Origin of the sequence: Acinetobacter faecalis (assembly GCF_034187745.1) — a bacterium.
Taxonomy (GTDB): domain Bacteria; phylum Pseudomonadota; class Gammaproteobacteria; order Pseudomonadales; family Moraxellaceae; genus Acinetobacter; species Acinetobacter faecalis.
Genome location: NZ_JAXHPF010000007.1, coordinates 111,258 through 135,432, shown reverse-complemented (window position 1 = coordinate 135,432; position 24,175 = coordinate 111,258). Strand labels below are relative to the sequence as shown.

Annotated in this window: 23 protein-coding genes; 15 read left to right on the top strand and 8 right to left on the bottom strand. The window is 35.9% G+C overall.

Translation table 11 applies throughout. From position 1 onward, the window contains the following. Positions 1-6: 6 nt before the first annotated feature. The 5 genes from SKM54_RS09450 to SKM54_RS09430 are packed head-to-tail and all read left to right on the top strand — an operon-like array spanning position 7 to position 5,235. Complete coding sequence (locus SKM54_RS09450) at positions 7-801, top strand: DUF1365 domain-containing protein (RefSeq protein WP_321095225.1); 795 nt, start codon at positions 7-9, stop codon at positions 799-801. Next, positions 798-1,994, top strand: a complete 1,197-nt coding sequence (locus SKM54_RS09445; RefSeq protein WP_321095224.1) for a cyclopropane-fatty-acyl-phospholipid synthase family protein — start codon at positions 798-800, stop codon at positions 1,992-1,994. The genes SKM54_RS09450 and SKM54_RS09445 overlap by 4 nt, the downstream gene beginning before the upstream one ends. 35 nt (positions 1,995-2,029) lie before the next feature. Further along, positions 2,030-2,809, top strand: coding sequence for a DUF1295 domain-containing protein (locus SKM54_RS09440; RefSeq protein WP_248103534.1), 780 nt, complete (start codon positions 2,030-2,032; stop codon positions 2,807-2,809). Positions 2,810-2,817: 8 nt separating this feature from the next. After that, on the top strand, positions 2,818-3,867 hold the full coding sequence (locus SKM54_RS09435; RefSeq protein WP_321095223.1) for an SAM-dependent methyltransferase: 1,050 nt from the start codon (positions 2,818-2,820) through the stop codon (positions 3,865-3,867). A gap of 42 nt (positions 3,868-3,909) precedes the next feature. Beyond that, on the top strand, positions 3,910-5,235 hold the full coding sequence (locus SKM54_RS09430; protein ID WP_248103528.1) for a sensor histidine kinase: 1,326 nt from the start codon (positions 3,910-3,912) through the stop codon (positions 5,233-5,235). Between the two features lie 44 nt (positions 5,236-5,279). Here the strand turns inward: SKM54_RS09430 and SKM54_RS09425 are convergent, their stop codons facing one another. From SKM54_RS09425 to SKM54_RS09415, 3 genes are read right to left on the bottom strand one after another with little or no spacing between them, the layout of a single operon-like run. Beyond that, entirely contained in the window at positions 5,280-5,966 is a 687-nt protein-coding gene (locus tag SKM54_RS09425; RefSeq protein ID WP_321095222.1) for a response regulator transcription factor, read from the bottom strand. Positions 5,967-5,983: 17 nt separating this feature from the next. Then, the gene (locus SKM54_RS09420; protein ID WP_321095221.1) at positions 5,984-6,484 is read right to left on the bottom strand and encodes a chalcone isomerase family protein; all 501 of its coding nucleotides are present in this window, start codon (positions 6,482-6,484) and stop codon (positions 5,984-5,986) included. After that, positions 6,454-7,032 carry a nuclear transport factor 2 family protein gene (locus SKM54_RS09415; protein ID WP_154772782.1) on the bottom strand — a complete coding sequence of 193 codons (579 nt, stop codon included), beginning with the start codon at positions 7,030-7,032 and terminating at the stop codon, positions 6,454-6,456. The genes SKM54_RS09420 and SKM54_RS09415 overlap by 31 nt, the downstream gene beginning before the upstream one ends. Before the next feature lie 413 nt (positions 7,033-7,445). Between SKM54_RS09415 and SKM54_RS09410 the strand changes: the two genes are divergently transcribed. Together SKM54_RS09410 and SKM54_RS09405 are read left to right on the top strand one after the other, a co-directional pair. Then, entirely contained in the window at positions 7,446-9,647 is a 2,202-nt protein-coding gene (locus tag SKM54_RS09410; RefSeq protein ID WP_321095220.1) for an OsmC domain/YcaO domain-containing protein, read from the top strand. 207 nt (positions 9,648-9,854) lie between these two features. Then, positions 9,855-10,775 carry a LysR family transcriptional regulator gene (locus SKM54_RS09405; protein WP_321088433.1) on the top strand — a complete coding sequence of 307 codons (921 nt, stop codon included), beginning with the start codon at positions 9,855-9,857 and terminating at the stop codon, positions 10,773-10,775. 42 nt (positions 10,776-10,817) lie between these two features. Here the strand turns inward: SKM54_RS09405 and SKM54_RS09400 are convergent, their stop codons facing one another. Next, complete coding sequence (locus SKM54_RS09400; RefSeq protein WP_407061303.1) at positions 10,818-11,270, bottom strand: DUF441 domain-containing protein; 453 nt, start codon at positions 11,268-11,270, stop codon at positions 10,818-10,820. 148 nt (positions 11,271-11,418) lie between these two features. Between SKM54_RS09400 and SKM54_RS09395 the strand changes: the two genes are divergently transcribed. Next, on the top strand, positions 11,419-12,126 hold the full coding sequence (locus SKM54_RS09395; protein WP_321095218.1) for a pseudouridine synthase: 708 nt from the start codon (positions 11,419-11,421) through the stop codon (positions 12,124-12,126). A 171-nt stretch (positions 12,127-12,297) separates the two neighbouring features. Here the strand turns inward: SKM54_RS09395 and SKM54_RS09390 are convergent, their stop codons facing one another. Together SKM54_RS09390 and SKM54_RS09385 are read right to left on the bottom strand one after the other, a co-directional pair. Then, positions 12,298-12,633, bottom strand: a complete 336-nt coding sequence (locus tag SKM54_RS09390) for a type II toxin-antitoxin system RelB/DinJ family antitoxin (RefSeq protein WP_154772787.1) — start codon at positions 12,631-12,633, stop codon at positions 12,298-12,300. A gap of 111 nt (positions 12,634-12,744) precedes the next feature. Next, entirely contained in the window at positions 12,745-13,653 is a 909-nt protein-coding gene (locus SKM54_RS09385) for a pseudouridine synthase (protein ID WP_248103522.1), read from the bottom strand. Positions 13,654-13,783: 130 nt separating this feature from the next. On the opposite strand from SKM54_RS09385, the gene tsaE reads away from it, so the two are divergent. The 4 genes from tsaE (at position 13,784) to hfq (ending at position 17,757) form a co-directional block, all read left to right on the top strand. After that, positions 13,784-14,260 (top strand): tRNA (adenosine(37)-N6)-threonylcarbamoyltransferase complex ATPase subunit type 1 TsaE, encoded by a 477-nt coding sequence (gene tsaE, locus SKM54_RS09380; RefSeq protein WP_154772789.1) that lies wholly within the window; start codon positions 13,784-13,786, stop codon positions 14,258-14,260. Continuing rightward, positions 14,253-16,196 (top strand): DNA mismatch repair endonuclease MutL, encoded by a 1,944-nt coding sequence (gene mutL / locus SKM54_RS09375; protein WP_154772790.1) that lies wholly within the window; start codon positions 14,253-14,255, stop codon positions 16,194-16,196. Before tsaE ends, mutL begins: the two co-directional genes overlap by 8 nt. Positions 16,197-16,202: 6 nt before the next feature. Then, positions 16,203-17,147, top strand: coding sequence for a tRNA (adenosine(37)-N6)-dimethylallyltransferase MiaA (gene miaA / locus SKM54_RS09370; protein ID WP_154772791.1), 945 nt, complete (start codon positions 16,203-16,205; stop codon positions 17,145-17,147). Between the two features lie 94 nt (positions 17,148-17,241). Next, a complete protein-coding gene (hfq, locus tag SKM54_RS09365; RefSeq protein WP_154772792.1) occupies positions 17,242-17,757 on the top strand; it encodes an RNA chaperone Hfq in 516 nt (171 codons plus the stop codon). Between the two features lie 113 nt (positions 17,758-17,870). Here the strand turns inward: hfq and SKM54_RS09360 are convergent, their stop codons facing one another. Together SKM54_RS09360 and SKM54_RS09355 are read right to left on the bottom strand one after the other, a co-directional pair. Further along, positions 17,871-19,178 (bottom strand): peptidylprolyl isomerase, encoded by a 1,308-nt coding sequence (locus SKM54_RS09360; RefSeq protein ID WP_321095217.1) that lies wholly within the window; start codon positions 19,176-19,178, stop codon positions 17,871-17,873. Next, positions 19,178-21,613, bottom strand: coding sequence for an LPS-assembly protein LptD (locus SKM54_RS09355; protein ID WP_321095216.1), 2,436 nt, complete (start codon positions 21,611-21,613; stop codon positions 19,178-19,180). The genes SKM54_RS09360 and SKM54_RS09355 overlap by 1 nt, the downstream gene beginning before the upstream one ends. 121 nt (positions 21,614-21,734) lie before the next feature. Here SKM54_RS09355 and SKM54_RS09350 point away from each other — a divergent pair, with 121 nt between their 5' ends. The 3 genes from SKM54_RS09350 (at position 21,735) to rsmG (ending at position 24,156) form a co-directional block, all read left to right on the top strand. Further along, a complete protein-coding gene (locus SKM54_RS09350; protein WP_154772795.1) occupies positions 21,735-22,748 on the top strand; it encodes an aminoglycoside phosphotransferase family protein in 1,014 nt (337 codons plus the stop codon). Beyond that, the gene (gene murU / locus SKM54_RS09345) at positions 22,749-23,438 is read left to right on the top strand and encodes an N-acetylmuramate alpha-1-phosphate uridylyltransferase MurU (protein WP_321088440.1); all 690 of its coding nucleotides are present in this window, start codon (positions 22,749-22,751) and stop codon (positions 23,436-23,438) included. An 85-nt stretch (positions 23,439-23,523) separates the two neighbouring features. Continuing rightward, positions 23,524-24,156: a 16S rRNA (guanine(527)-N(7))-methyltransferase RsmG gene (gene rsmG, locus SKM54_RS09340; protein ID WP_154772797.1), complete on the top strand. Its 633-nt coding sequence runs from the start codon at positions 23,524-23,526 to the stop codon at positions 24,154-24,156. Positions 24,157-24,175: the final 19 nt, after the last annotated feature.

Genomic DNA, 24,175 nt, shown 5'->3' with positions numbered 1-24,175 from the left:
CATCATATGCATAGATATAGTCTGGCAATTGCACACAGTCATATTAGGCATAGACGTTATTTGCCAAAGTCACATGAGTTTTCTGCGCAGCTCAAATATCTATGCTTTGACCCAGATAAAATTGAGGAATTCAGCCAAAAATCATGGTTATGGTCAACAAAGCGATGGAATGTTCTAACCATTAATGAAAATGATTTTTTAAATATGGAATCGCGGAGTATTCGTAAAAAAGTTCAACGAATTTTACTTAAAAAAAAGGATTTCATTGTTAAGCCAGATATGAAAATTCGAGTTGTAGCATTACCTCGAACACTCGGTTTTCGCTTTAATTCTGTTGTGTTTTATGTGGTCTTTGATAATGCCAAAACCCCATGTTTTCTATTGAGTGAAATTACCAATACGCCTTGGAATGAACGTAAAGTCTATATTCATGACTGTCGTGAAAATGCGGTGCAGAATTCGTTATATCAAAGTCATCAATTCGAATTTAAAAAAGAGTTTCATGTTTCGCCATTTATGCCTATGGATTTAGATTACCGTTGGCAATTTAGCTTTTCAGATGAACAGACCATTATTCATATGCAGTTGTTTCAAACAGGTGTTTTGCAGTTTGATGCAACTATGCGGTTTTCATTACAGCCCATCACATTTCCTTCACAACAGACGCATTATGCTATTTCAAGTGTACTGGAGCCGTTCAAAATGGTGATAGGAATTTATATAAATGCCTTTCGTTTATGGAAGAAGAAAATTCCTTTTTATCGGCACCCTAAAAAAGATAATGGAAAGATTAAACTATGAAGACACTTGTTATGGGTGAATCAGATTCACTACCAGTTGTTTTACGTCATTTGCTTAAATTACGTCATGGTCAAATCATATTTAAAGGGGTTTGGAATGGCACGGTTGGTGAACAAAGTGATTTAAAAGCTGTTATTCATGTTCACGATAAAAAATTGATTGAATTGTTGTTTCGTAATGGTGTGTTAGGTGCAACAGAAGGTTTTATTTCGGGATATTGGACAAGCGAAAACTTAGTTGAAGTGGTTCAGATTTTGGCACGAAATAGAGATGTGCTTGATCGAATGAATCAAAATGTATTTTCTAAAGTAAGTCAATTATTTTTGAAGGCTTGGTATAGCAGTCGTAAAAACTCAATTGAGGGAAGTCGTAAAAATATCGCAGATCATTATGATTTAAGTAATGATTTTTTCAAATTGTTTTTAGATCCAAGCATGATGTATTCAAGCGCTGTTTTTAAAGATCCAGAGATGACTTTGGAACAGGCTTCAGATTATAAAAAAGAACTTATTTGTCAGAAACTTCAACTAAAACCACTCGATCATTTGGTTGAAATTGGCAGTGGTTGGGGTGGCTTTGCAATTTATGCTGCACAGCATTATGGCTGCAAAGTAACGACTATTACCATTTCGCAAGCACAATACGATGAAGCTGTTAAACGTGTAGAAGAAGCGGGTCTTTCGCATCGTGTTGAAATTCAGCTTAAAGATTATCGTTTGTTAGAAGGTAAATACGACAAATTAGTTTCCATTGAAATGATTGAAGCCGTTGGAGAACAGTATTTATCAACCTATTTCAAACAGTGTCGTCAACTGCTCAAACCAAATGGTCTTGCGCTCATTCAAGCTATTACCATTGAAGATGCTCGTTATGAAAAAGCGCTAAAAACCATTGATTATATTAAGCGTTATATTTTCCCAGGCAGCTTTATTCCATGCATTAGCGTGATGACTCAAGCAGCATCTGAACAAAAATTACGTTTAAAACATTTAGAAGATATTGGTCAAAGTTATGCACAAACATTGCATTATTGGCGTGATGCATTCCTTGCACAACGTGAACAAGTTTTAGCACTCGGTTTTGATGAAGACTTTATTCGCATGTGGGATTTTTACCTGTGCTACTGCGAAGGTGGTTTTAAAGAAGGTGTGATTAGTGATGTTCACCTGTTATTTGAGGCAAGTTCATATTAATGCATTGGCTAAATCAGATGAATCGGGAGTAGCGTATGTTTATTAATTTTATATGGCTCAATGTTTTTCTGATGCTCTGTGCTTGGTTATGGGTGAGCTATAACAAACGTGCAGGTTTAGTTGATGTCATTTGGGCATTTGGTATTGCGCTCAATGTAATTTTAGCATCGCTAATATTTGAAACAGCACCACTTATGGTTCGAGTGTTTCTAGCTGTTGCAAGCGGAATATGGTTTCTTCGATTAGCTTGGCATTTATTACGTCGTTATTGTCATGAAACTGAAGAAGACACCCGTTATGCCAACATGCGCCGTGCTATGGGTAAATATCAACATCTTGGTTTTTTAGCTTTCTTTTTATTTCAAGCAGGGCTAATTGTTCTTTTTTCTTATCCAATGTTGGCATTGTTAAATATACCAATGGAGCAATGGGGTTCATCAACCATAATTTATCTTGTAGTTGCTGCAATCATTATGTTGGTGGCATTTTGGGGTGAAAGTTTGGCAGATGAACAATTGTATCGCTTTAAACAAAATCCTGAAAATAAAGCGAAAACAATGGATCAAGGATTATGGCGTTATTCACGCCATCCTAATTATTTTTTTGAATGGTTACATTGGTTTGCTTATCCAATTATTGGTTTAGCGGCTGGTGTGTATAGTCTTTGGATTTACCCAATTCTAATGTTCTTGTTTTTATATTATGTGACAGGCATTCCATTTAGTGAACAACAAGCTTTGCAACATCGTGGTGACAATTACAAAGATTATCAAAGACGTACTTCTATTTTTATTCCGTGGCAACCCAAAGAGTAGGTAAACAAATGGACTTTATGATTCAACAAAGTTTAAAGCTAATTGAAAGTGGAAAAATTCCAGATCAAGCAATTCGCGCTGCAATTCGTGCATTAAGTAAAAAGCGTCTTACTCAAGAAGGTCGTTATGATCCTCAACTGGCTGCAAAGCGATATATGGACGTTTTACACATGCTTAAAAGCAGTGAAATTGCCATAGAAACAGATAAAGCCAATGAACAGCACTACGAATTGCCAACTGAATTTTTCCAAGCAGTTTTGGGTAAGCGTTTAAAATATAGCGCAAGTTTATTTAATAAGGCATCTACAACCTTAGATGAAGCAGAAGAATTTGCTTTAGCAACGTATTGTGAGCGTGCACAATTACAAGATGGGCAAGCGATTTTAGAAATTGGTTGTGGATGGGGTTCGCTCAGTTTATGGATGGCGGAGCATTATTCAAATGCGAAGATTACCGTTGTTTCAAACTCTGCAACACAGCGTGCTCATATTCAAGAACAGGCACGCCTGAAGAACTTTAATAATTTGACCGTAATTACTTGCGATGTAAATGTTTTAGAACTTGATAAAGCATCTTTTGATCGTGTTGTATCGGTTGAAATGTTTGAGCATGTGCGTAATTATCAAAAGTTATTTGAAAAAATTAGCACTTGGCTAAAACCCGATGGTTTACTTTGGTGTCATATTTTCTGCCATCGTTTTTTACATTATCCATTTGAAATTAAAAATGAATATGATTGGATGTCTAAGTACTTCTTTAGTGGAGGTCTAATGCCATCAGCATCTACCTTCTTGCATTTCCAAGATCATTTACAGCTTGAACAGCACTGGCAATGGTCGGGTCAAGCATATGAGCGAACAGCAAATGCTTGGTTAGACAATATGGATCGGCAAGAACAAAGTCTTAAACCGCTATTTGAAAAGACTTACGGTAAAGATGCTGCGGCTTGGTGGCAGCGTTGGCGTATTTTCTTTATGGCATGTGCTGAATTATTCGGTTTAGATCAAGGTCGAGAATGGGTAATTGGTCACTTCTTGTTTAAGAATAAAGCCGTATAATCATTAAATATTTTTATTAAAAACCACTGGAGAGATGAGTTTATGTTGAAGCTATTTCGCGACAAACGCGCTCATCCTTTAGGTGAGGTTTTTAATAGATATTACTGGCTACAAATAGGATTTATTGCACTTTCGGTGGTGATAGGAATTACCTGTAGTGCATGGGTGATAAAAGGAACATTACTAAAAACTGCCTTAGAACAGGAAATGGCGCATTATTGGGAGCGTTTGGAGCGTAATCCGAATGCAGATTTACCCGATACTAAAAATTTATATGGGTATCGTTGGGAAAAAGACGTACCCGTTAAGTTTCAAAACATGCATTTAAATTATGGTGTAAGTCGTCATTTTATTGATGGTAAAGACCGTATGACTGTGTATGGCGAACGTAATGGTCAGCATGTTTTTTTAGTCTTTGGTGAAAGCAACGTTAATAAGCTTGTTTGGTTATTTGGTCTTGCCCCACTTATGGTCAGCTTATTTGTTTTATATAGCTTGCTTTGGTGGTGGAACCGTAGAGCAAGACGCTATTTTTCTCCAATTACACGTTTAGCCAATGCTTTAGATAATATTGATTGGGAACATCAAAATAAAGAAGCATCTCCATTTCAGGGTATTAGTACAGACTCCAATATGGAGGCTGAATATTTGAAACAAGCTTTAGAAAAATATCATCAAGTTTTAAGTGAGTTTATTAACCGTGAGCGTGAATTTACGGGAGATGTAAGTCACGAGCTTAGAACACCGCTGACCATTTTAAAAGGTAATGTGCAGTTGTGTCAGACGCGTTATGGCGAAACCAAATCGTTTACACGGTTGCATAATACAATTGAAGATATGCAATTATTGGTAGACACACTTTTAGCAATTGCACGAAATACAACAAATACATTGGTGGCTGAAGAAGCAAGACTTTCAGATTTTTTAAATGATCTAGTTCAAGATTTAAATTCTTCAAGTCAGCTAAAAGGAATTCAAATTAATTTGAAAAGTGATGAAGATGAAAAGCTCCGTAAAATTTATCCATCTATGAGCAAAATGGTGTTTGGAAATATTTTGCGTAATGCCTTAAATTATTCTCAAGGTTCACAAATAGACGTTATTTTACAAAAGAATAAAGTTCTTATTGCAGATAATGGCATTGGTATTCCATTACCAAATGATGCAAAAGTGCAGGAGTTATCTGGACTTCAATTGCAATTAGAAGTTAAAGGTCATGGAATTGGTTTACAGTTGGTACAAAAGCTTTGTAAGCAACTAGGCTGGCGTGTTGAATTGTTTGATCGTCAATATTATTTACATACACATCATGATTTAGATTTAGAAAACACCACAGGTTTAATTGTGGTGGTGTATTTGAATCAATAAAAGATCATCTTTGAAGTGGTCTACCGATTTAATCAGCTTTAAATTTAAGTTTCTGTAGAAATTTTTAATCCAACACCCGAAATGGTCTGAATCAATTTTTGCTCAAAAGGTTTATCAATCATTTTACGAAGATTATAAATATGACTTCGTAAAGCATCACTTTCAGGTTCTTCATCGCCCCAAAGTTCCATCATTATTTCTTGTTTAGTTAAGACATTTGGTGCATTTCGTACAAGCAGTTTAAGCAATTTGAACTGAATAGGTGGTAACTCAATTGCTTGCCCAGCTCGACTTACATATTGGCGTCCAGGGTCTAAAACTAAATCTGAAATTCTGAGTTCACGGTTTGAAACTTCGCCTAATGAGCGTTTAATTAAAGCTTTAACACGCATCACTAATTCATTAAAGTCAAAAGGCTTAACTAAGTAATCATCTGTACCAGATTTAAAACCTTTCAGTTTGTCATCTAAGGTGTCACGTGCTGTGAGCATTAATACAGGAATATCCATACTTTCTTGATTACGTAACCATTCACACAAATCATAGCCAGAACCGTCAGGTAGGTTAATGTCTAGAAGGAGCATGTGATAGGGACGTTGTTTTAGTAAATTACGTGCTGCATCTAAATTACGTGCATGATCGACCACAAAATCATGTTCTTCTAAAAATTCACATAATGTAGATGCTAATTCGTGATGATCTTCGACCATAAGAATAAAATGCTTTGACATAAATTTTGCTTCTGCACTTAATTTAACAATTGCTGTTTCAATTTAGCACTAAATGGCGCTTTGCCTAGCCAAATTACGAAATATTGCTGGATTTGTGGATCTTTAACTTTACCCAAAACACGATTATTTAAAGATAAGGTTAATGTTTGATTTGCATGAACATAAGATAATTTATATACAGCACCTTTTTTTACAGGTCGATAAAGTGCCGTAACTTGGTGAAGTGCGGAATCATCTTTTAAGTTATTCATATTTCTTTTCAGAAAATGTGTTGCGGCACGTTTAAAAGCCCATTCAGGAATATTTTCAGTATAGTTAAATTCCATCTGAATATTCTGTCCTAACCAAGGCTTATTGCAATTTTCAGCTGCGTAAGTTGCTGTACCTACAATTTTTTTACTCACAAGTAATTCACCATTACCACACTGTTTTTCAGTTTTGGCAAAGCTAGGCATACTGATAGCAGAGGCTATCAGTATGCTGGAAATTAAGGTGATTTTTTGAAAGGGAGTAACCATGAGTAAGTACCTCCTACATATGGTAATGAACGGTATAAGCCATCAGCTGGATCCCAAAAATCTTGTTGGAAAATAATTTTATTATTTTCATTAATCTTCATTTCGCTAATACCATGAGATGCCATAGTGCGAGTTGTACCAAAAATTTTGAAATCATACGCCATAGACCAATGTACGTACGCTGAATCTTGATAATATGAAGTGTTGAGAAGCGTAACCGTTACATTGCTAACTCGGTTGTTCATGCCTTTGAAATGTTCTACTAAATTTTCACGTGAAGAAAACTGTGAGAGTGTGTCATTTATAAATAGTTTTTCTTCATACAAGTTAGTGGCATTTTCAACGAAATTGGGTGTACCTAAAGTGTCAAATGTTGTTGTGAAACGTGCACCAATATCAAAGGCTTTTTGATCATCTAACATTACGCCTTGTATAGTAGTTCTTGCTTGTTGATAGTCCGATGAATAACTTGGAATGCTTTTACAGCCTGATAGCCAAAGTACGGGTATGGTCAGTGCAGCGAGTACAATTTTCTTTGTATGTTTCATCTTAATATTCCACATTTAAGCTTGTTTTTAAGATTCTAAGTAGGCATGTGTGAATAGAGTGTGAAGAGTTTTGGAATAAAGAAATAAGATGGAAATTGTTTTTTTAATTGAAATTTATCATTTTTATTTAAGTCATATTTTGTTCGTATTATAAAAAGTATCAGCTGTAGATTAAATGGCAGTTTAAGATTCATAAGTTATAGACAACATTCATTCTCAGACAACGGTTATATATATCTTCAAATCCCTTTATAATAGCGATCATTATTACGAATGCTAAATTTGGTGAATCAACTGAATTTCGCATAAGTCACATCTTTTTAAGTCAAACTCATCTATTTGAAACGGCTTAGGTTACAAAATTTAGATTTTTATATGTCGATGCAGACATATAGGAATATTTAGGTGCATGCATGGAAATAAAGGTTAATTATCTCGACAATCTTCGACAAGAAGCAAAGTTCGATGATTTTACAGTAATCGCCGATCAGCCAATTCGCTATAAAGGTGATGGTTCTGCACCGGGTCCATTCGATTATTTTCTTGCTTCATCTGCACTTTGCGCTGCATATTTTGTAAAAGTTTATTGTGCTGCACGTGATATTCCAACAGACAATATTCGTCTATCTCAAAATAATATTGTAGATCCTGAAAATCGTTATAAACAAATTTTTAAAATTCAGGTCGAATTGCCTGCGGATATTTCAGAAAAAGACCGCCAAGGGATTTTGCGTTCAATTGACCGTTGTACGGTTAAAAAAGTGATTCAAACAGGGCCTGAGTTTGTTATTGAAGAAGTAGAAAGCATTGATGCTGATGCTCAAGCTTTACTTATGCCAAGCCTAGCTTCTGAAAAATGCACATATATTTTAGGTAAAGATAAACCGCTTGAAGAAACCATTGCCAATATGTCTGCAATTTTGGCAGGTTTAGGCATGAAAATTGAAATCGCATCTTGGCGTAATATTGTGCCAAATGTGTGGTCACTTCATATTCGTGATGCACAATCTCCAATGTGCTTTACCAATGGTAAAGGTTCAACAAAAGAAAGTGCTTTGGCTTCGGCTTTGGGCGAATTTATTGAGCGTTTGAATTGTAACTTCTTCTATAACGATCAATTCTGGGGGGAAGATATTGCCAATGCAGAATTTGTACATTATCCAGATGAAAAGTGGTTCCAACCAGGTCCAAATGGCGAATTACCAAAAGAAATTTTAGATGAATACACTTTAGAAATTTATAACCCTGAAGATGAACTTTTAGGTACGCATTTATACGACACCAATTCGGGTAATACGGCACGTGGTATTTGTTCTTTGCCATTTGTACGTCAATCAGATGGTGAAACGGTTTATTTCCCATCTAACCTCATTGAAAACTTATACCTTTCAAATGGTATGAGTGCAGGGAACACATTAGCGGAAGCACAAGTTCAGTGTTTATCTGAAATCTTTGAACGTGCTGTAAAACGTGAAATTTTACAGGGTGAACTTACACTTCCAGATGTTCCTGAAGAAGTTCTAGCGAAGTATCCAGGTATTGTTGCAGGTATTAAAGGCTTAGAAGAGCAAGGTTTCCCTGTATTGGTGAAAGATGCATCTTTAGGTGGTCAATTCCCTGTTATGTGCGTAACGCTGATGAACCCACGTACAGGTGGTGTATTCGCTTCATTTGGCGCACATCCTAAACTTGAAGTTGCTTTAGAACGTAGCTTAACGGAATTGCTACAAGGTCGTAGTTTCGAAGGCTTAAACGATTTACCAAAACCAACATTTAGCTCAAATGCTGTAACTGAGCCAAATAACTATGTAGAACACTTTATTGATTCTAGCGGTGTAGTGTCTTGGCATTTCTTTAGTTCAAATTCAGATTACGAATTTGTAGAGTGGGACTTCTCAAGCGAAGGCGAAAATGCCAACGAAGAAGAAGCTGCTACATTATTCTCAATTCTTGAAGAATTAGGTAAAGAAAGCTATATGGCGGTGTATCAACATTTAGGTGCAACGGCTTGTCGTATTTTAGTGCCAGATTATTCTGAAGTTTATCTTGTAGAAGATTTAGTTTGGGATAACACCAACAAAGCACTTTTATTCCGTGAAGACATTTTAAATATTCACCGTTTAGATGAAGAGCAACTTGAAGCTTTAGTTGAGCGTTTAGAAGAAGTTGAAGTAGACGATTACACTGAAATCAAAACACTCATTGGTATTGAATTTGATGAAAATACCGAATGGGGACAGCTCACAATTCTTGAATTAAAATTGTTAATTTACATTGCATTGCAACAATTTGAAGAAGCAAAAGAGTTGGTAGAAACTTTCCTTCAATACAACACTAATACAGTTGAGCGTGGTTTGTTCTATCAATGTATGAATGTCGTTTTAGAAGTAGAGTTAGATGATGAGTTAGACTTAAATGATTTTGAGCCTAACTTCCGCCGTATGTTTGGTGACGAACGTATAGATGCTGTAATTGGTTCAATGGATGGAAGCATTCGTTTCCATGGTTTAACTGAAACAAATATGCAACTTGAAGGTTTAGATCGTCATTTACGTTTAATTGATAGTTATAAAAAACTACATGCAGCACGCGCGAAATTTGTCGCTGTATCTTAATTTTTAAATTGTAAAAAGATTAATAAAAAAGCTCCTGAAAAGGGGCTTTTTTATTTCTTAAACTTATAAGGAAATATGAATGAAAATGAATAAATGAGCCAAATTTTAACAGGTGAATTTTACTGTGAATAAAAATAACCAAAAATATGATAAGATGAATTTAATTCACTTGTTGCTATTTATCTTCAAGATAAATTGGATTGTTTTATGTTAGAAATTCGTCATTTAAAAACGCTTATTGCTTTAAGAGAGCATGGCTCATTGGTTGCTGCTGCAAGTGATTTATGTTTAACGCCATCAGCAATTTCACATCAATTAAAAGAATTAGATCATTGGTATGGTGTTGAGGTTGTAAATAGACGTAGCCGTCCTGTGACGTTTTCAAATGTTGGGCAAAGATTACTAAAGTTAGCAGATGATATTTTGCCGCAGATTCAACTTGCACAGTCTGATATTACACGTATTGTGCATGGGCAAACGGGACGAATTATTTTCTCGTCAGAATGCCATAGTTGTTTTGATTGGTTAATGCCTTTGTTAAATCAGTATAGACATCAATATCCAGATGTAGATTTAGACTTTGCATCAGGCTTTGAAGCAAATCCGCATGAATTATTACAAAATTCAGAATTTGATTTACTTATTACCGCAGATCCAATTGCGTTAAAGGGAATTGAATATTTCCCAATTTTTGAATATGAATCTCGCTTAGTTCTTTCAAATACGCATCCTTTGGTTCGTGCAGAAAACATTACCGTGAAAGAATTAGCAGAAGAAACTTTAATTACTTATCCTGTAGATAAGCACCGTTTAGATATTATGGCAAAGCTATTTCTTCCCGCGAATATCATGCCAAAGTCTGTTCGTACAACAGACTTAACACAAATGTTAATTCAGCTTGTTGCAAGTGGTCGAGGGATTGCTGCTTTACCTGATTGGGTAGTCAATGAATATGAACAAAAGGGATGGGTGACATCTAGGCGTTTAAGTTGTGTTTCACCAATTGGTTTACGCCGTACATTGTATGCAGGTTTTAGAACTGAAGAAAAAGATAAAAATTATTTCGAAGGTTTCTTAAAGCATCTTGAGAAATTTTCACAAAAACGTAGTTCTTATTATTCATCTTAATTTTTGTTTTAAATGATGCGTTTCAGTTGGTAAATCATAAATTTATGATTTACCAATGAGCAATGAAAGTATACCTGCTGCAATGAGTGGTCCTACAGGAACGCCACGTAATAAAGCAACGCCTGCAATAGTGCCAATGAGTAAGCCTGCAACAACATTGGGTTGATGCGTCATTAATGTTACGCCACGACCACCTAACCAAGCTACAAAAAGTCCAACTCCAATAGCAAATAAAGATTTCCAACTCATAAAAGAATTTATAATCGCTTCGCCTGAAATTTTTCCACTCGCAATAGGAGTTAAAACGCCAATGGTTAAAATAATAATGCCAATATTTAAACCATGTGCTTGCAAGTAAGGAAAGAACTCACTTAAAGGGGTGATTCTAAATATAATTAAAACACCCGCAGCAATTGTAACAGCAGTATTGTGGCTGAATATTCCACATGCTAATAATACAAGTAAGACAATTAAATTCAGATCTAAATTGGACATCATAAATGTGGCTTAGGCGTTAAAATTAAAGTGAATTGTAGCTGTTTTTAGTGTTGATGTTGTGGTGATATGGAAACATAAGAATAATTAAGTTTTTCGGTATAGAATGCACATGATTTTTATACTGATGTACATTTAGGTGTTGATTATGTTTTTAGAAAAAATGTTGCAGTCACAGGGTTTTGGCGCGCGAAAACATTGTCAGCAACTGATAAAAAATGGCGCTGTAAGTATTAATGGTGTTGTTGTAGATAATCCTAAAGAAAAATTAAAACTAGATGATTTAGAGTTTGAAGTTTACCAAGAGAAATATACTTACCGAGAGAAAGTATATATCGCGCTGAACAAGCCAAAAGGTTATGAATGTTCACATCAAGCGACACATCATTTTAGTGTGTTCGATTTATTTGATGACATTTTAACGAACCGTGGTATTCAATGTGTTGGACGTTTAGATCAAGATACGACAGGTTTGCTGCTGTTAACCGATGATGGTCAATTTCTTCAAGCATTAACACATCCCAAAAAGCATGTCCCTAAAGTTTATAAAATGCTTACGGCTGATGAAATAACAGATGAGCAAGTTCAGCAATTAGAAGCAGGCGTAGAGCTGCGTAACGAAACTGGTATTTTTGCAGCAACAGATGTCACTCGTTTAAGTTCAAATGAATTACAAATGACGGTTCATCAAGGTGTTTATCATCAAGTGAAGCGAATGATTGCTGCTGTTGGAAATAAAGTTGAAAGTTTACATCGTCAACAAATTGGGCAATTTGATTTGGGTGATATTGCAGAAGGTGAATGGATTTATTTAACTGAAGAGCAAATTCAACTCGCTAAGCAAAGAGATGAATAATCTGTAAATTGTATTGTTATTTGAAACTAGATTTAAAACATGCTTAGAAGTTTTAAAATCTAATAATAAAAACATGGAGTAATTTAGACGGATTCTAAATTACTCCATGTATAGAATTTCATATATGAAGCACAATAAAAATATATGAGAAAATTAGATGAAGTTTAGATATTAAACTTTGTCAGAATCACCTAATAAAGCATTTAATTCTTCAAATAAATCGCTGTCATCATCATCCAACATGAGTTCATGATTACTTACCGATGTATTTGCCGATTCATTATCTGAACCTTTTTGTTCTTGTTTAAGCTTTCTTAATTTAATCAGTTGTTCAAGATTGATGTTCTGATTTTCAATGGAAAAGGGGATTGATTTCGTGAGCACAACTTGCTTAAAAAACAATCGTACAGCTTGAGCAGGTGTGATCCCTAGCTGTTTGAATACAGCAAAGGCTTGTTTCTTTTCTTGTGAGTCCAAACGGACTTGATAAACTTCAGTTTTTCTCATGATTTTTATAACGGCAAATTACTTAAATTTTATGCGTTTATTGTAAAGGAACTTAACGTAATTTCAATAAATATACAGTATTTATTTTCACACACTGTAATTACAATGAAATTACAGTGTCAATTCAAATTGAGATTTAAACTGCATTTGTGTGAATAGTAAAGGATCTGTAAATGATATTTCTTTTGCTAAAAGCTGTAATGGCTGTGAAAAGTCAGCATCATCTTTATGTTTTAGAATTGGGTAAAAAGGGTCGTTTTTAATTGCAATATCAAGTGAATTTAAGTGAACTCTAAGTTGATGTTGCTTACCTGTTTTGGGGTTTAATAAATACTTTGCCCAAGTGTTGTTATGTTCTAAAAGTTGGATTTCCGTTTCGCTATTGGGAGTGCCATCTACAATTTTCATTATATAAAAAGGTTCACCTTTTTCCATTCGTAGTTGAATATTGAAAGGAAAATTAAGTTCTTTTTTATAAGGTGCAATTGCATGATAAGTTTTTTGAACATTACGTTCTGCAAACATTTGTTGATAGATCCCACGACTTTCAACTTTTTTAGAAAATAAAACAACACCTGCTGTTTCTCTATCTAGTCGATGAATTGGTGTTAAAAATTCATTATTGGTTTGTTTTTTTAATCGAACTAAAAGCGTTTCTTGTACATATTGTCCTGTAGGACTCATGGTTAAAAAATGTGGTTTATCGACCACAAGTAAATGTTCATTTTCAAATAAAATATGATGTTCAAATGGCACGTGAATTTCATGTGCTAAAAAGCGGTAATAAAACACATGCGATTCTGCAATATAAGCAGATTGTATGGTTAATCGATTTCCCAAAGCGTCATAAATTAAGCCATCTTCAAAGCGTTGTTGCCATTCATTAGATGAAATATGGTGGAATTCCTGACATAAATATTCGAATACGCTACTTGGTGCAGTGGTAATTTTTGCTAAAAAAACCTTGCTTGCGCTCACGCCATTAATCATTGGTGGTGAAAATTCGAGAGTATTCATCATTTAGGCATCAAACTGTTGTGTTTCAGTCAAAATTTCACGTATTAAAATTATACATTTCGCTACGTTTACATAGGCTTTAAAGCGGTGCGATGCTATCATAATTATTCTTTTGTTTCATATCGTGAGTATTATGCAGTATTCATTTAATTTACAGCTTAATAGTGAAAATGATACCCAAAATTTAGCTCAGGTTTTGGCAACACATTTCAACAAAGGTGTGGTTTATTTGATTGGTGATTTGGGTGCAGGAAAAACTACACTTACCAGATACTTACTACAAAGTATGGGACATCAAGGTTCTGTGAAAAGTCCAACTTATACATTGGTTGAGCCTTATAATATTTCAGGTAAAGATATTTTTCATTTCGATCTATACCGTTTAAACGATCCTTATGAGCTAGAACTTATGGGTATTCGTGATTATTTAGAAACTGAAAATGCTTTATTTTTATTTGAATGGCCATCGAAAGGTGGTGAAGAAATTCCTGAAGCAGAATTGATTATTAATATTGAAAAATCGGAAGATGAATTAACACGAATCGTGACACTTACATCTTCATCTTCTGAATTACAACAAGCCTTAGAGAGTGCTTTTAAGCATGCGTGATGAATTAAGCGTACGTCGTATTCGAACACTTGATGCTGCATTAGCCAACCAAATTGCAGCAGGTGAAGTGATTGAACGTCCTGCATCGGTGGTCAAGGAATTACTTGAAAACTCAATTGATGCAGGTGCAACCGAACTCATTATTCGTGTTGAACAGGGCGGAAGTACGCTTATAGAAATTATGGATAACGGTAAAGGTATTCATCCTAATGATTTATCTTTGGCTGTTATGCGCCATGCAACTAGTAAAATTCAAACTTCTGAAGATTTACACGCGATTGTAAGTTTGGGTTTTCGTGGTGAAGCGCTTGCATCAATTGCAGCAGTCTCTCGTTTAACCTTAACCAGTAGCCAAAATGATGAAGGTATTGGTTATCAGGTTGAAGTAAATGGAACAGCATTTGATCGTCAAGAAATTCAAGCTGTTGCAACGCCAAAAGGCACACATATTCGTGTGCAAGATTTATTTTTTAATGTACCTGCGCGTCGTAAATTCTTAAAAAAACCAGGCACAGAATTTGGTCATATTGAAGAAATAGTTCGACGTTTAGCGCTTACTCATTTTGATATTCGATTCGTGCTTGAGCACAATGGCACAATAAAGCTCAATTTGCCTATTGCAGATAGTGGCGAGCTTCGTTATCAGCGCGTTCAGCAATTATTGGGACGTGCTTTTACAGAAAATGCATATTGGATAGATTCCGATAGTATTTCTATGCGTTTAACAGGTTGGCTTGGTCATCCTTCAGACGCACGTTCACAAGCAGACGTACAATATGTTTATGTGAATGGTCGTATTGTGAAAGACAAAACCATCTCTCATGCGCTACGTATGGCTTATGATGGTATTTTACATGGACATCAACATGCAGCATATTTGTTGTTTTTAGAAGTTGAACCTGAAAATATTGATGTAAACGTACATCCGACTAAACATGAAATTCGTTTTTTAAATCAACGTGAAGTTCATGAGTTTGTTCGTCACTATGCAAAAAATACATTAGCTCAATTTCAAACCGCGACAGCAGATTTATCATCTGCAATGAAGCTGGATGTTGCGGAACAAGCGCAACCTTATCAAGCACAACCACGTTATCAAGAGCAGTTCCAATTACATAAAGAACAAGTGGCATCAGAGCAAGAATCACAAGTATCAACGGAATTATTAACCGAATTTAATGCCAGTCAGCCTACTGTTCATTATGCTCAGCAAAATCGAAATTCGTATGCGGGTTCACAGCAACTCAATAATGTGCTTAAAACTTATTTAGCACCTTTGCGTGAAAATGTAGATCAAACATCTTCAGATCATGAATTAAGTACTTTTGATGCAGCACCAAAGGTCGATGAGCATCCTTTAGGTATTGCGATTGCGCAACTACATGGTATTTATATTCTTGCGCAAAATACCGAAGGCTTAATTATTGTTGATATGCATGCAGCACATGAGCGAATTGTATTGCAACAAATGAAATCTGCTTGGGATAAACCTGAATTTTGGACTTCGCAACAATTGTTAATTCCTAAAGTTATAAATATTAGTCGTATGCAAGCCATGCGTATTGATGAATTAAAAGATCAATTGGCACGTTTGGGGCTTGAAATAGACCAATATGGTGATGATCAAGTGATTGTACGTGGCGTACCTGCAATTTTGCATAAGGCAGATTTTGAATCACTTGTTCCTGAACTTTTAAATGATTTAGATCCAAATGATGAAGCCCAAGCTTTATTGCAAAAACGAGATCAAATTTTGGCAGGAATGGCATGTCATAGTGCAGTACGCGCGCATCGATTGTTAAGCCTGTCTGAAATGAATGCATTGCTTCGTCAAATGGAGCAAACAGAATTTGCAAGTCAATGTAATCATGGTCGACCAACTTGGCGAGCATTTCCATTGGCTCAACTAGATAAACTTTTTGCTCGAGGAGAGTAGCTGTACATGTCAAATCAATTGCCGGTCATCAATTTAATGGGGCCAACTGCAAGTGGTAAAACCGCTTTGGCATGTGAGCTATATGAAAAGGGTGGTTTTGAGCTTATTTCAGTCGATTCTGCGCTTGTTTATAAAGATATGGACATTGGTACTGCAAAACCTACAAAAGCCGAGCAGGAGCTATATCCGCATCATTTGATTGATATTATTTCACCTCTTGAAGTTTATTCCGCTGCGCAATTTGTAGATGATGCATCTTTATTGATTGATCAAATACATGCGAAGGGAAAAACACCGATTTTGGTGGGGGGAACAATGCTGTATTTCAAAGCTTTGCTCGAAGGTCTTTCAAGTAATTTACCAAATGCAGACCAAGCTATTCGTGATGAAATTGAAGCAAAAGCAGAAAGTGAAGGTTGGGATGTTGTTTATGCAGATTTATGTGCTATAGATCCATTGGCAGGGCAAAAATTTAATGTAAGTGATAAGCAGCGTATTATTCGTGCATTAGAAGTTTATAAGTTAACAGGGCAGCCAATTACACAATTACAAGCAGAACAGCCTAAAAACTTACCATATCGTTACAAATTTCATAACTACGCATTGATGCCTGATCGTGTAGAATTGCACAAGCGAATAGAGCAACGACTAAAAATAATGTGGGATATCGGTTTTTTGAGTGAGGTTGAGTCCTTGATTGAAAAATACGATTTAAACGAAAATTTGCCATCAATGCGCTCAGTTGGTTACCGCCAAGTGTTAGATTTTCTTAAAAATGGTGATAGATCTCACAATAAGATAGCAGAGATGGAAGACAAAGCTTTATTTGCAACACGACAACTTGCAAAACGTCAATATACTTGGTTAAGATCTTTGCAAAAAACGCATACAATTCAAACATTCTGTACAGTAAAGCAAGCACAAGAAGACTTGCGAAACTTTTACGATTAAAGCAGAATTTACACCACTGTCTTTTTGATAATTTTTAATTGAAAAATAAAGATAGTTTTTGCGCTGATATTTTTAAAATTTTTGGAGTTATAACATGTCTAAAGGTCAAACGTTACAAGATCCGTTCTTAAATTCTCTCCGTAAAGAACGTATTCCAGTTTCTATTTTTCTTGTAAACGGTATTAAGTTGCAAGGTCATATTGAGTCATTTGACCAATACGTTGTCTTATTGAAAAACACAGTAAGCCAAATGGTTTACAAGCATGCAATTTCAACTGTTGTTCCTGCACGTAATCCACGTCCTGCTGGTGCTCCTGCTGGTGCTCAAGGCGCTGCTGGTTTTGGTGGTCAACAAGGCGCTGGTTTTGGTGGTCAAGCTGGTGGCTTCGGTGGTCAAGGTGGCTTCGGTGGTCAAGGTGGCTTCGGTGGTCAAGGTGGCTTCGGTGGTCAAGGTGGCTTCGGTGGTCAACAAGGCGGCTTTGGCGGTCAACAAGGCGGCTTTGGTCAACAAGGTGGCTTCGGTGGTCAAGGTGGCTTTGGTGGTCAAGGTGGCTTTGAAGCTGGCGAAACTAAATTTGATGATGTTCAAGAAGACGAAAATAATCGTTAATTTTTGAATACTCAAAAAAGCCTCTCAATTGAGAGGCTTTTTTATATTTGAGAAAAGCTCAATTTAAAAAAAGAGCTTCTATATAGAAGCTCTTTTTTAGGAATAATTGAAGTTTATTTACCGTTGTTTTTACGATCTAAACTTGGGTCTTTAATTTCAACAAAAGCATTATTTCGAACTTCTCTTAACCAGCTGTCAAGTTCAGTATCAAATTGACGTTCTCCAAGAATTTGACGTGCCATACGTTCTTGATATTGGCTTGTCATATCTTGTTGACGTGTGTCGGTAACCTCTAGAATGTGCCATCCGAATTGAGATTGGAATGGTTCACTAATTTGTCCCTTGGCTGTACTTTTCATCTTTGCTTCGAACTCAGGTACCATTACACCGGGAGTTACCCAGCCAAGGCTACCACCATCACGTGCAGAACCAGTATCGTTGGAGAATGTTGATGCAAGTACCGCAAAATCTTCACCAGCTTTTAAGCGCTTATAAATGCTATCAATTGTTTGTTTTGCATTTTCAGGGCTAACAACCTCCGAAGGTTGAATTAAAATATGACGAGTTTGATATTGTGGAACAATTGCTTTTTGTTCGCTAGATTTGCGATCAATAAGTTTTAAAATGTGAATACCATCTGGAACAGTAATAAGGTCAGTTGTTTGACCAACGTCAAGAGGGCTTACACGTGCAGCTAGTTCAGCAGGGATATTCGATAAGCTTCTAAAGCCCATATCTGCACCGTCAACTTTTACATCATTTGATGAAAACTGTTTAGCAAGTGCCTTTACATCATTATTATTGCTGAACTCTTTACGTATTTGTTGAGCAGTGGTTTGAATATCACCAGAACCCGATACACGGATGTGAAGTACATGTACTTGGTTGCCAAGAGCTGCTTGACCTTGAGGTGTTTTTAAGAAGTTTGCAACATCTTTGTCACTAATTTTAATGCGTGACATTACTACTTGTTGACGTAAGCGGTTAATTGCCAAGTCTTCTGCGATACGACTACGAACAGCTGCATAGGTACCAGGTTGTTGAGCATCTAACTTTTGTTGAAATGCTGCTAAGCTTTTAATACCAGATTGGCTTGCAACGCTAAGAACTGCATCATTTAATGCTTTTTCATCAGGCTTAACATTAAAGCGTGCAACTTGTTCAAGTTGTGCTTGGCGGATAATAAGTTGCTCTAAAGCTTGCTGCTCAAGAATTTGTTGCGGTGGTAATTCTTGTTTTTGTGCTTGGAAGCGACGCTGAATTTCAGCCACACTCTGAGCTAAATCACTTTTTAGAATTACATTGTTGTCAACGACAGCCACAACTTCATTTGAGTTTTGAGCAAATACGGGTGCTGCGAATGAAATGCTCAGCGCAAGAACACTTGCTTTACATAATAATTTTATTTGTGTCGTCTTCATTAACGTTGTGTCCACGATTGATTTACTTTATTAAATCCTAAAATACGGTTTTCTAATAAAGATGCAAGTTTATTATTGAAACCACCTAAACCTTTAAATGTAAATTCTGCCATAACAGCACGATTAGCTTTAACATCTGGTGAGTTTACATTGTCTAAGTCATTGTAGTATGAGCGACCATATACAGAAATGCCCCAACAGCACGATTCGTAATTAATCCCTAAAAGTAAATCACGAGTAACACGATTATCAATATCGTATTGTGCGTGACCTAAAATTCGCCAATTGTTATGAATTGGTTGTACGAAAGAGGCAGCAATTTGATCATAAGCATTTTGTCGGTCAGTTAGATCTGCACGGTAAATATAACCTAAGCTATAAAGTTGACCGTTGTCTGTACCGTAGAATGTGTTGATGTTGTATTGAGAGCTATCACCATTAGAAAGCCATGAACCATTTGCATTTACACTTAAATTTTGAGTAATTTGGCTAGAAAGGCTAACAATTGGACCTGTACGTTTTTGGGTATCAAATTCATCGTATTTATTATTTAAAATTACACGACGATCTTCAAAGAAGAAGCTTTGACCAACACTTGCACGTAAGCGTTCTAAGCCGACTTCATCAAATAAGCTGTAACTTACACCTAAAGATGCAAAGTTATTGTCTTCTAAACGGTCATGACCATAAAAGCGTTTAGAGCTAAATAATTGATCATAACCAATAGATGCTGATACAGAATCGAAGTTTGGATTGCCTAATTGATCTTTATATGGTGCATAAGCGTAAAAAGCACGTGGTGAAAGTGTTTGTAAATACTTACCTTCTTTTTCAAAAAGGAGCCCTGCATCTAAAGTGAATTGAGGTACTGTTACAGAAATATTTTCTGTTGTGTTACTTCGATCTTTTGTGTCTTCATCGAAGAATGTATTTATATTTCGAATAGATGCAGCAGGACGAATATAAGACCATTGGTTGCTATAGTTATAGCGAACAGTAAAGTCATTATAAATACGTGTACCACTTGGTTGAGCTACTTCTGAAAAGTCAGAAATGTCTTTTTGGAAATAAGCAGTATTGTTATTAAACTCAACTTGGAAACCTTGAGGATTGCCCGTTTTATAGTTTAATAAAAATTGTGGTAAGCGGGCATAAGGGCGATCTTTATCTTTAACTGTAGGATCTAATGTTTGGAAATCTTCTACTTTAAGTTTTGCCTTTAAGCCAGGAATACCATGGCTGTAATTCAATTCCCAGGCACGACGTAAGTTTAAGTCTGTACGTGCATCGGGGTTATTATTTAAATCTGAGAAGTAATCTTTATCTGAAGCGTAGTTGTATTCTGCTTGAGTAGAGAACTGCTTATTAATTTGCCAGAAATGTTCAAAATGAAACTCTTTACGATCTTCATTGTTGTATTCTTTATCTGAACCTAAAAAGCCACCGCTAACTAAACCAGAACCAAAATTTTCTGTTAAATAACGGAATTGACCATTAAACATTGCACCACGATCACTAATGTAGCGAGGTGTAATGGTTGCATCGTAATTTGGTGCAAGGTTTAAATAAACAGGAACGCCAAGTTCTAAGCCACCATTGTTGGTAAAACCAAAACTAGGTGTCAAAATACCAGTGGTACGACGATCATCAATAGGGAAGTTGAAATAAGGTACTGCCATAACGGGTACATTTTTTACGTACAGTTTTGTACCCTTGGTTTCACCACGCCCTGTTTCTTGGTTAATTTTAATTTCTTTGGCTTTAATATTCCAAGTTGGTGCTTCATTCGGCGGGCAAGTTGTATAACTTGCATTATTGAGCACAGTGATATTATTAGATGTTCTTGAAATTTTTTCAGCGCTACCATGAGCATGCTGAGTTTCTTCAATATATAAACTATTACTTAAATCACCTTCTTGGGTTTTTAAGTTGTAGTTAATTTCATCACTTTGAGAAAGCAAGCCACCTTGCGCCATTTGCACATTACCTTTTGCATGGGCAAAAGTTTGTGTTTTATCAATGGTTACTTGGTTGGCATTAATGATGCGACCTTGTTGTTCAATAACAACATTGCCTTCTAATATAGAATCACCATTTGGATTGTAGTGTCCATAATCGGCTGTCACAACAGAACTATCTGTAGTTGAATTACCAGTTTTAGTACCTGGTGTTATAGGTGTGATCCAAGTACCTTGACAAAAAGACGAGCTTGGTTTGCCACCAAGTCTTTGCTGTGCTTCAGGTGCAGATTTATCTACATAATACTGTTCAAAAAATTGTTGACCTGGATAAACGTCTTTTATTGCAGTTTTTAATTGTTCATTTGTCGTAGATGATGTGCTATCTGCTGATGAAGCATAACTTGTGACAGTACTGCCACATAAAAGGGTTAAGATCGCAGTCGCTAAAGGATTAAATTTAAAGTGATGCTTCATTTGTCTCATTAACCAAGAATGCTTAATCGCAATTAATTATTGTCGCATCATAGAGAAAAAGTCTATAAGTGGCTACACTTAATACTTCAAAAAACTCTGCCTGTCTTAGAATTTATTGCAAATGAATATACAACGCGAACAATTGATACAATCATGGATTACATCTGTACTCGGTTCAGATAAATTTGAAATTAATTATTTAGCAGGCGATGCAAGTTTCCGTCGTTATGCACGAATCCATTTTAATAATAAATCATTTATGCTCATGGATGCACCACCTGATAAAGAAGATTGTGCACCTTTTGTGACAATAGATGAGTTTTTCCATGAAAATGGGGTGCGAGTACCGCAAATTATTTCAAAAGATTTAACGCAAGGCTTCTTACTGTTAGAAGACTTTGGAGATATCCTGCTTTCTACATTATTAAATGACGAAACTGTAGATCTCTATTATGAACAAAGTTTTAAACAGTTAATCCAATTACAACAAATTGATGGAATAGGAAGCTTTCCTGAATATTCGTATGAAAAGTTAATTTCTGAAATGGAATTGCTCACAGATTGGATGTTGCCATCACTACAAATTAAACCAACTTCAGATGAACTTGCACTCATTAAGCGAACTTTTGCAATTTTAGCGAATGCCGCTGTAGCTCAACCGCAAGTGATTGTGCATCGTGATTATCATAGTCGTAACTTAATGAAAGTTGAGGGTGAAACAGACCTTGGTGTGATCGACTTTCAAGATGCTGTGATTGGTGCAGATACTTATGACCTTATTTCGATTACACGTGATGCATACGTGCAATGGAATGCAGACCGTGTTTATTCGTGGTTTAAATTGTTTTACGACATGCTGCCAGAAGCATCTAAAGAAGATCGTGATTTTGATCAATTCAAGAAAGATGCAGATTTTATGGCGATTCAGCGTCATCTTAAAATTTTAGGTATTTTTGTACGTTTATTTGAACGTGATGGAAAATCTGGATATTTGAAAGATTTACCGCGTGTAATGTGGTATTTAATTGAAGAAAGTAAAGCATATGATGAGCTTAAGCCATTTATGCAGTACATCGAAGAAAAAGTAATGCCTAAATTTGAAGAAAAATATGGCAAATATGAGGTTGTTGCATAAATGAAAGCGATGATTTTGGCCGCAGGATTAGGTAATCGCATGCGTCCATTGACCCTTTATAAACCAAAACCATTGCTTGAAGTGGGTTCTAAGCCACTCATTGTTTGGCATATTGAAAAACTGAAAAATATTGGTGTCACGGACATTGTTATTAATAGTGCTTGGTTGGCAGATGTGCTGATTGGTACTTTAGGTAATGGCTCTCAGTTTGGTGTAAACATTCTTTGGACACGTGAAGATGAAGGTTTGGAAACTGCGGGCGGAATTATCAATGCTTTGCCACTATTAGGCGATGAACCGTTTATTTTGGTGAATGGTGATGTTTGGACAACATTTGATTTTACAGATTTACTCAGCGTAAATTTACAAGATGATTTGGCGCATTTAATTTTAGTTGAAAATCCAACGCAACATCCAAAAGGTGATTTCACTTTAAAAGATGGGCGTGCTTATACCTTAGATCAAGAAGTTGAGGGTGAGAATCTGACTTTTAGCGGAATTTCAGTGATTCATCCTAAAATGTTTGATGGTTTAGAGCAGGGTAAACGTCCGCTTGCACCACTTTTAAAAGAAGCCATGCTAAAAGGGCAAATTTCTGCTAAAAAAATGCAAGCAGTATGGGTTGATGTTGGTACGCCAGAGCGTTTAACCGCCCTAGACTTTCAAATTAGAGAAGGTGTTTTTGCTTAACTGAATATTCACTAAGCACATAATACTGTGTCTATTGGTATAAATCGGTATACTTCCACTTAATTTAATCGAGTTGTTATTTCATATGCATACGTTTTATCAAGAATTGAAGCAAGGTAGTCAGGCTTTAGGTTTGGAGCTAAGCGAAGAGGCTTTAAATTTATTACTTAAATACCAAGACGCTTTGGTATTGTGGAATAAAGCATATAACTTAACGGCAATTCGTGACCCAAAAGAAATGCTGGTTAAACATCTTTTAGACAGTTTAAGTATTTTAAAAGATTTACCACAGGGTCGCTTACTCGATATTGGTACGGGTGGTGGTATGCCGGGTATGATTGTTGCGTTATGTCAGCCTGAACGCCAATGCGTACTTTTAGATTCGAACGGTAAAAAAATTCGTTTCTTAAAACAATTTATTGCAGATTTAAAATTACAAAATGTGATTGCGGTTCAAACTCGCGTAGAAAATGAAGAAAGTATTGAAGAATTAGGTAAGTTTGATGTCATTACAAGCCGTGCATTTGCATCGCTTACAGACTTCGTAGCTGCTTCTAAACCATTTATGCATGAGCAAAGTATTATTGCTTCTATGAAAGGTTTAATTCCAGAAGAAGAAATTATTGCCTTAAAAGATCAATTTAGTTGTGACATTATTGAACTAAAAGTGCCACGTTTAGATGAGCAACGTCATTTATTGATTTTAAAGCAAATTTAATTTTTCAAAGGATTGGGGA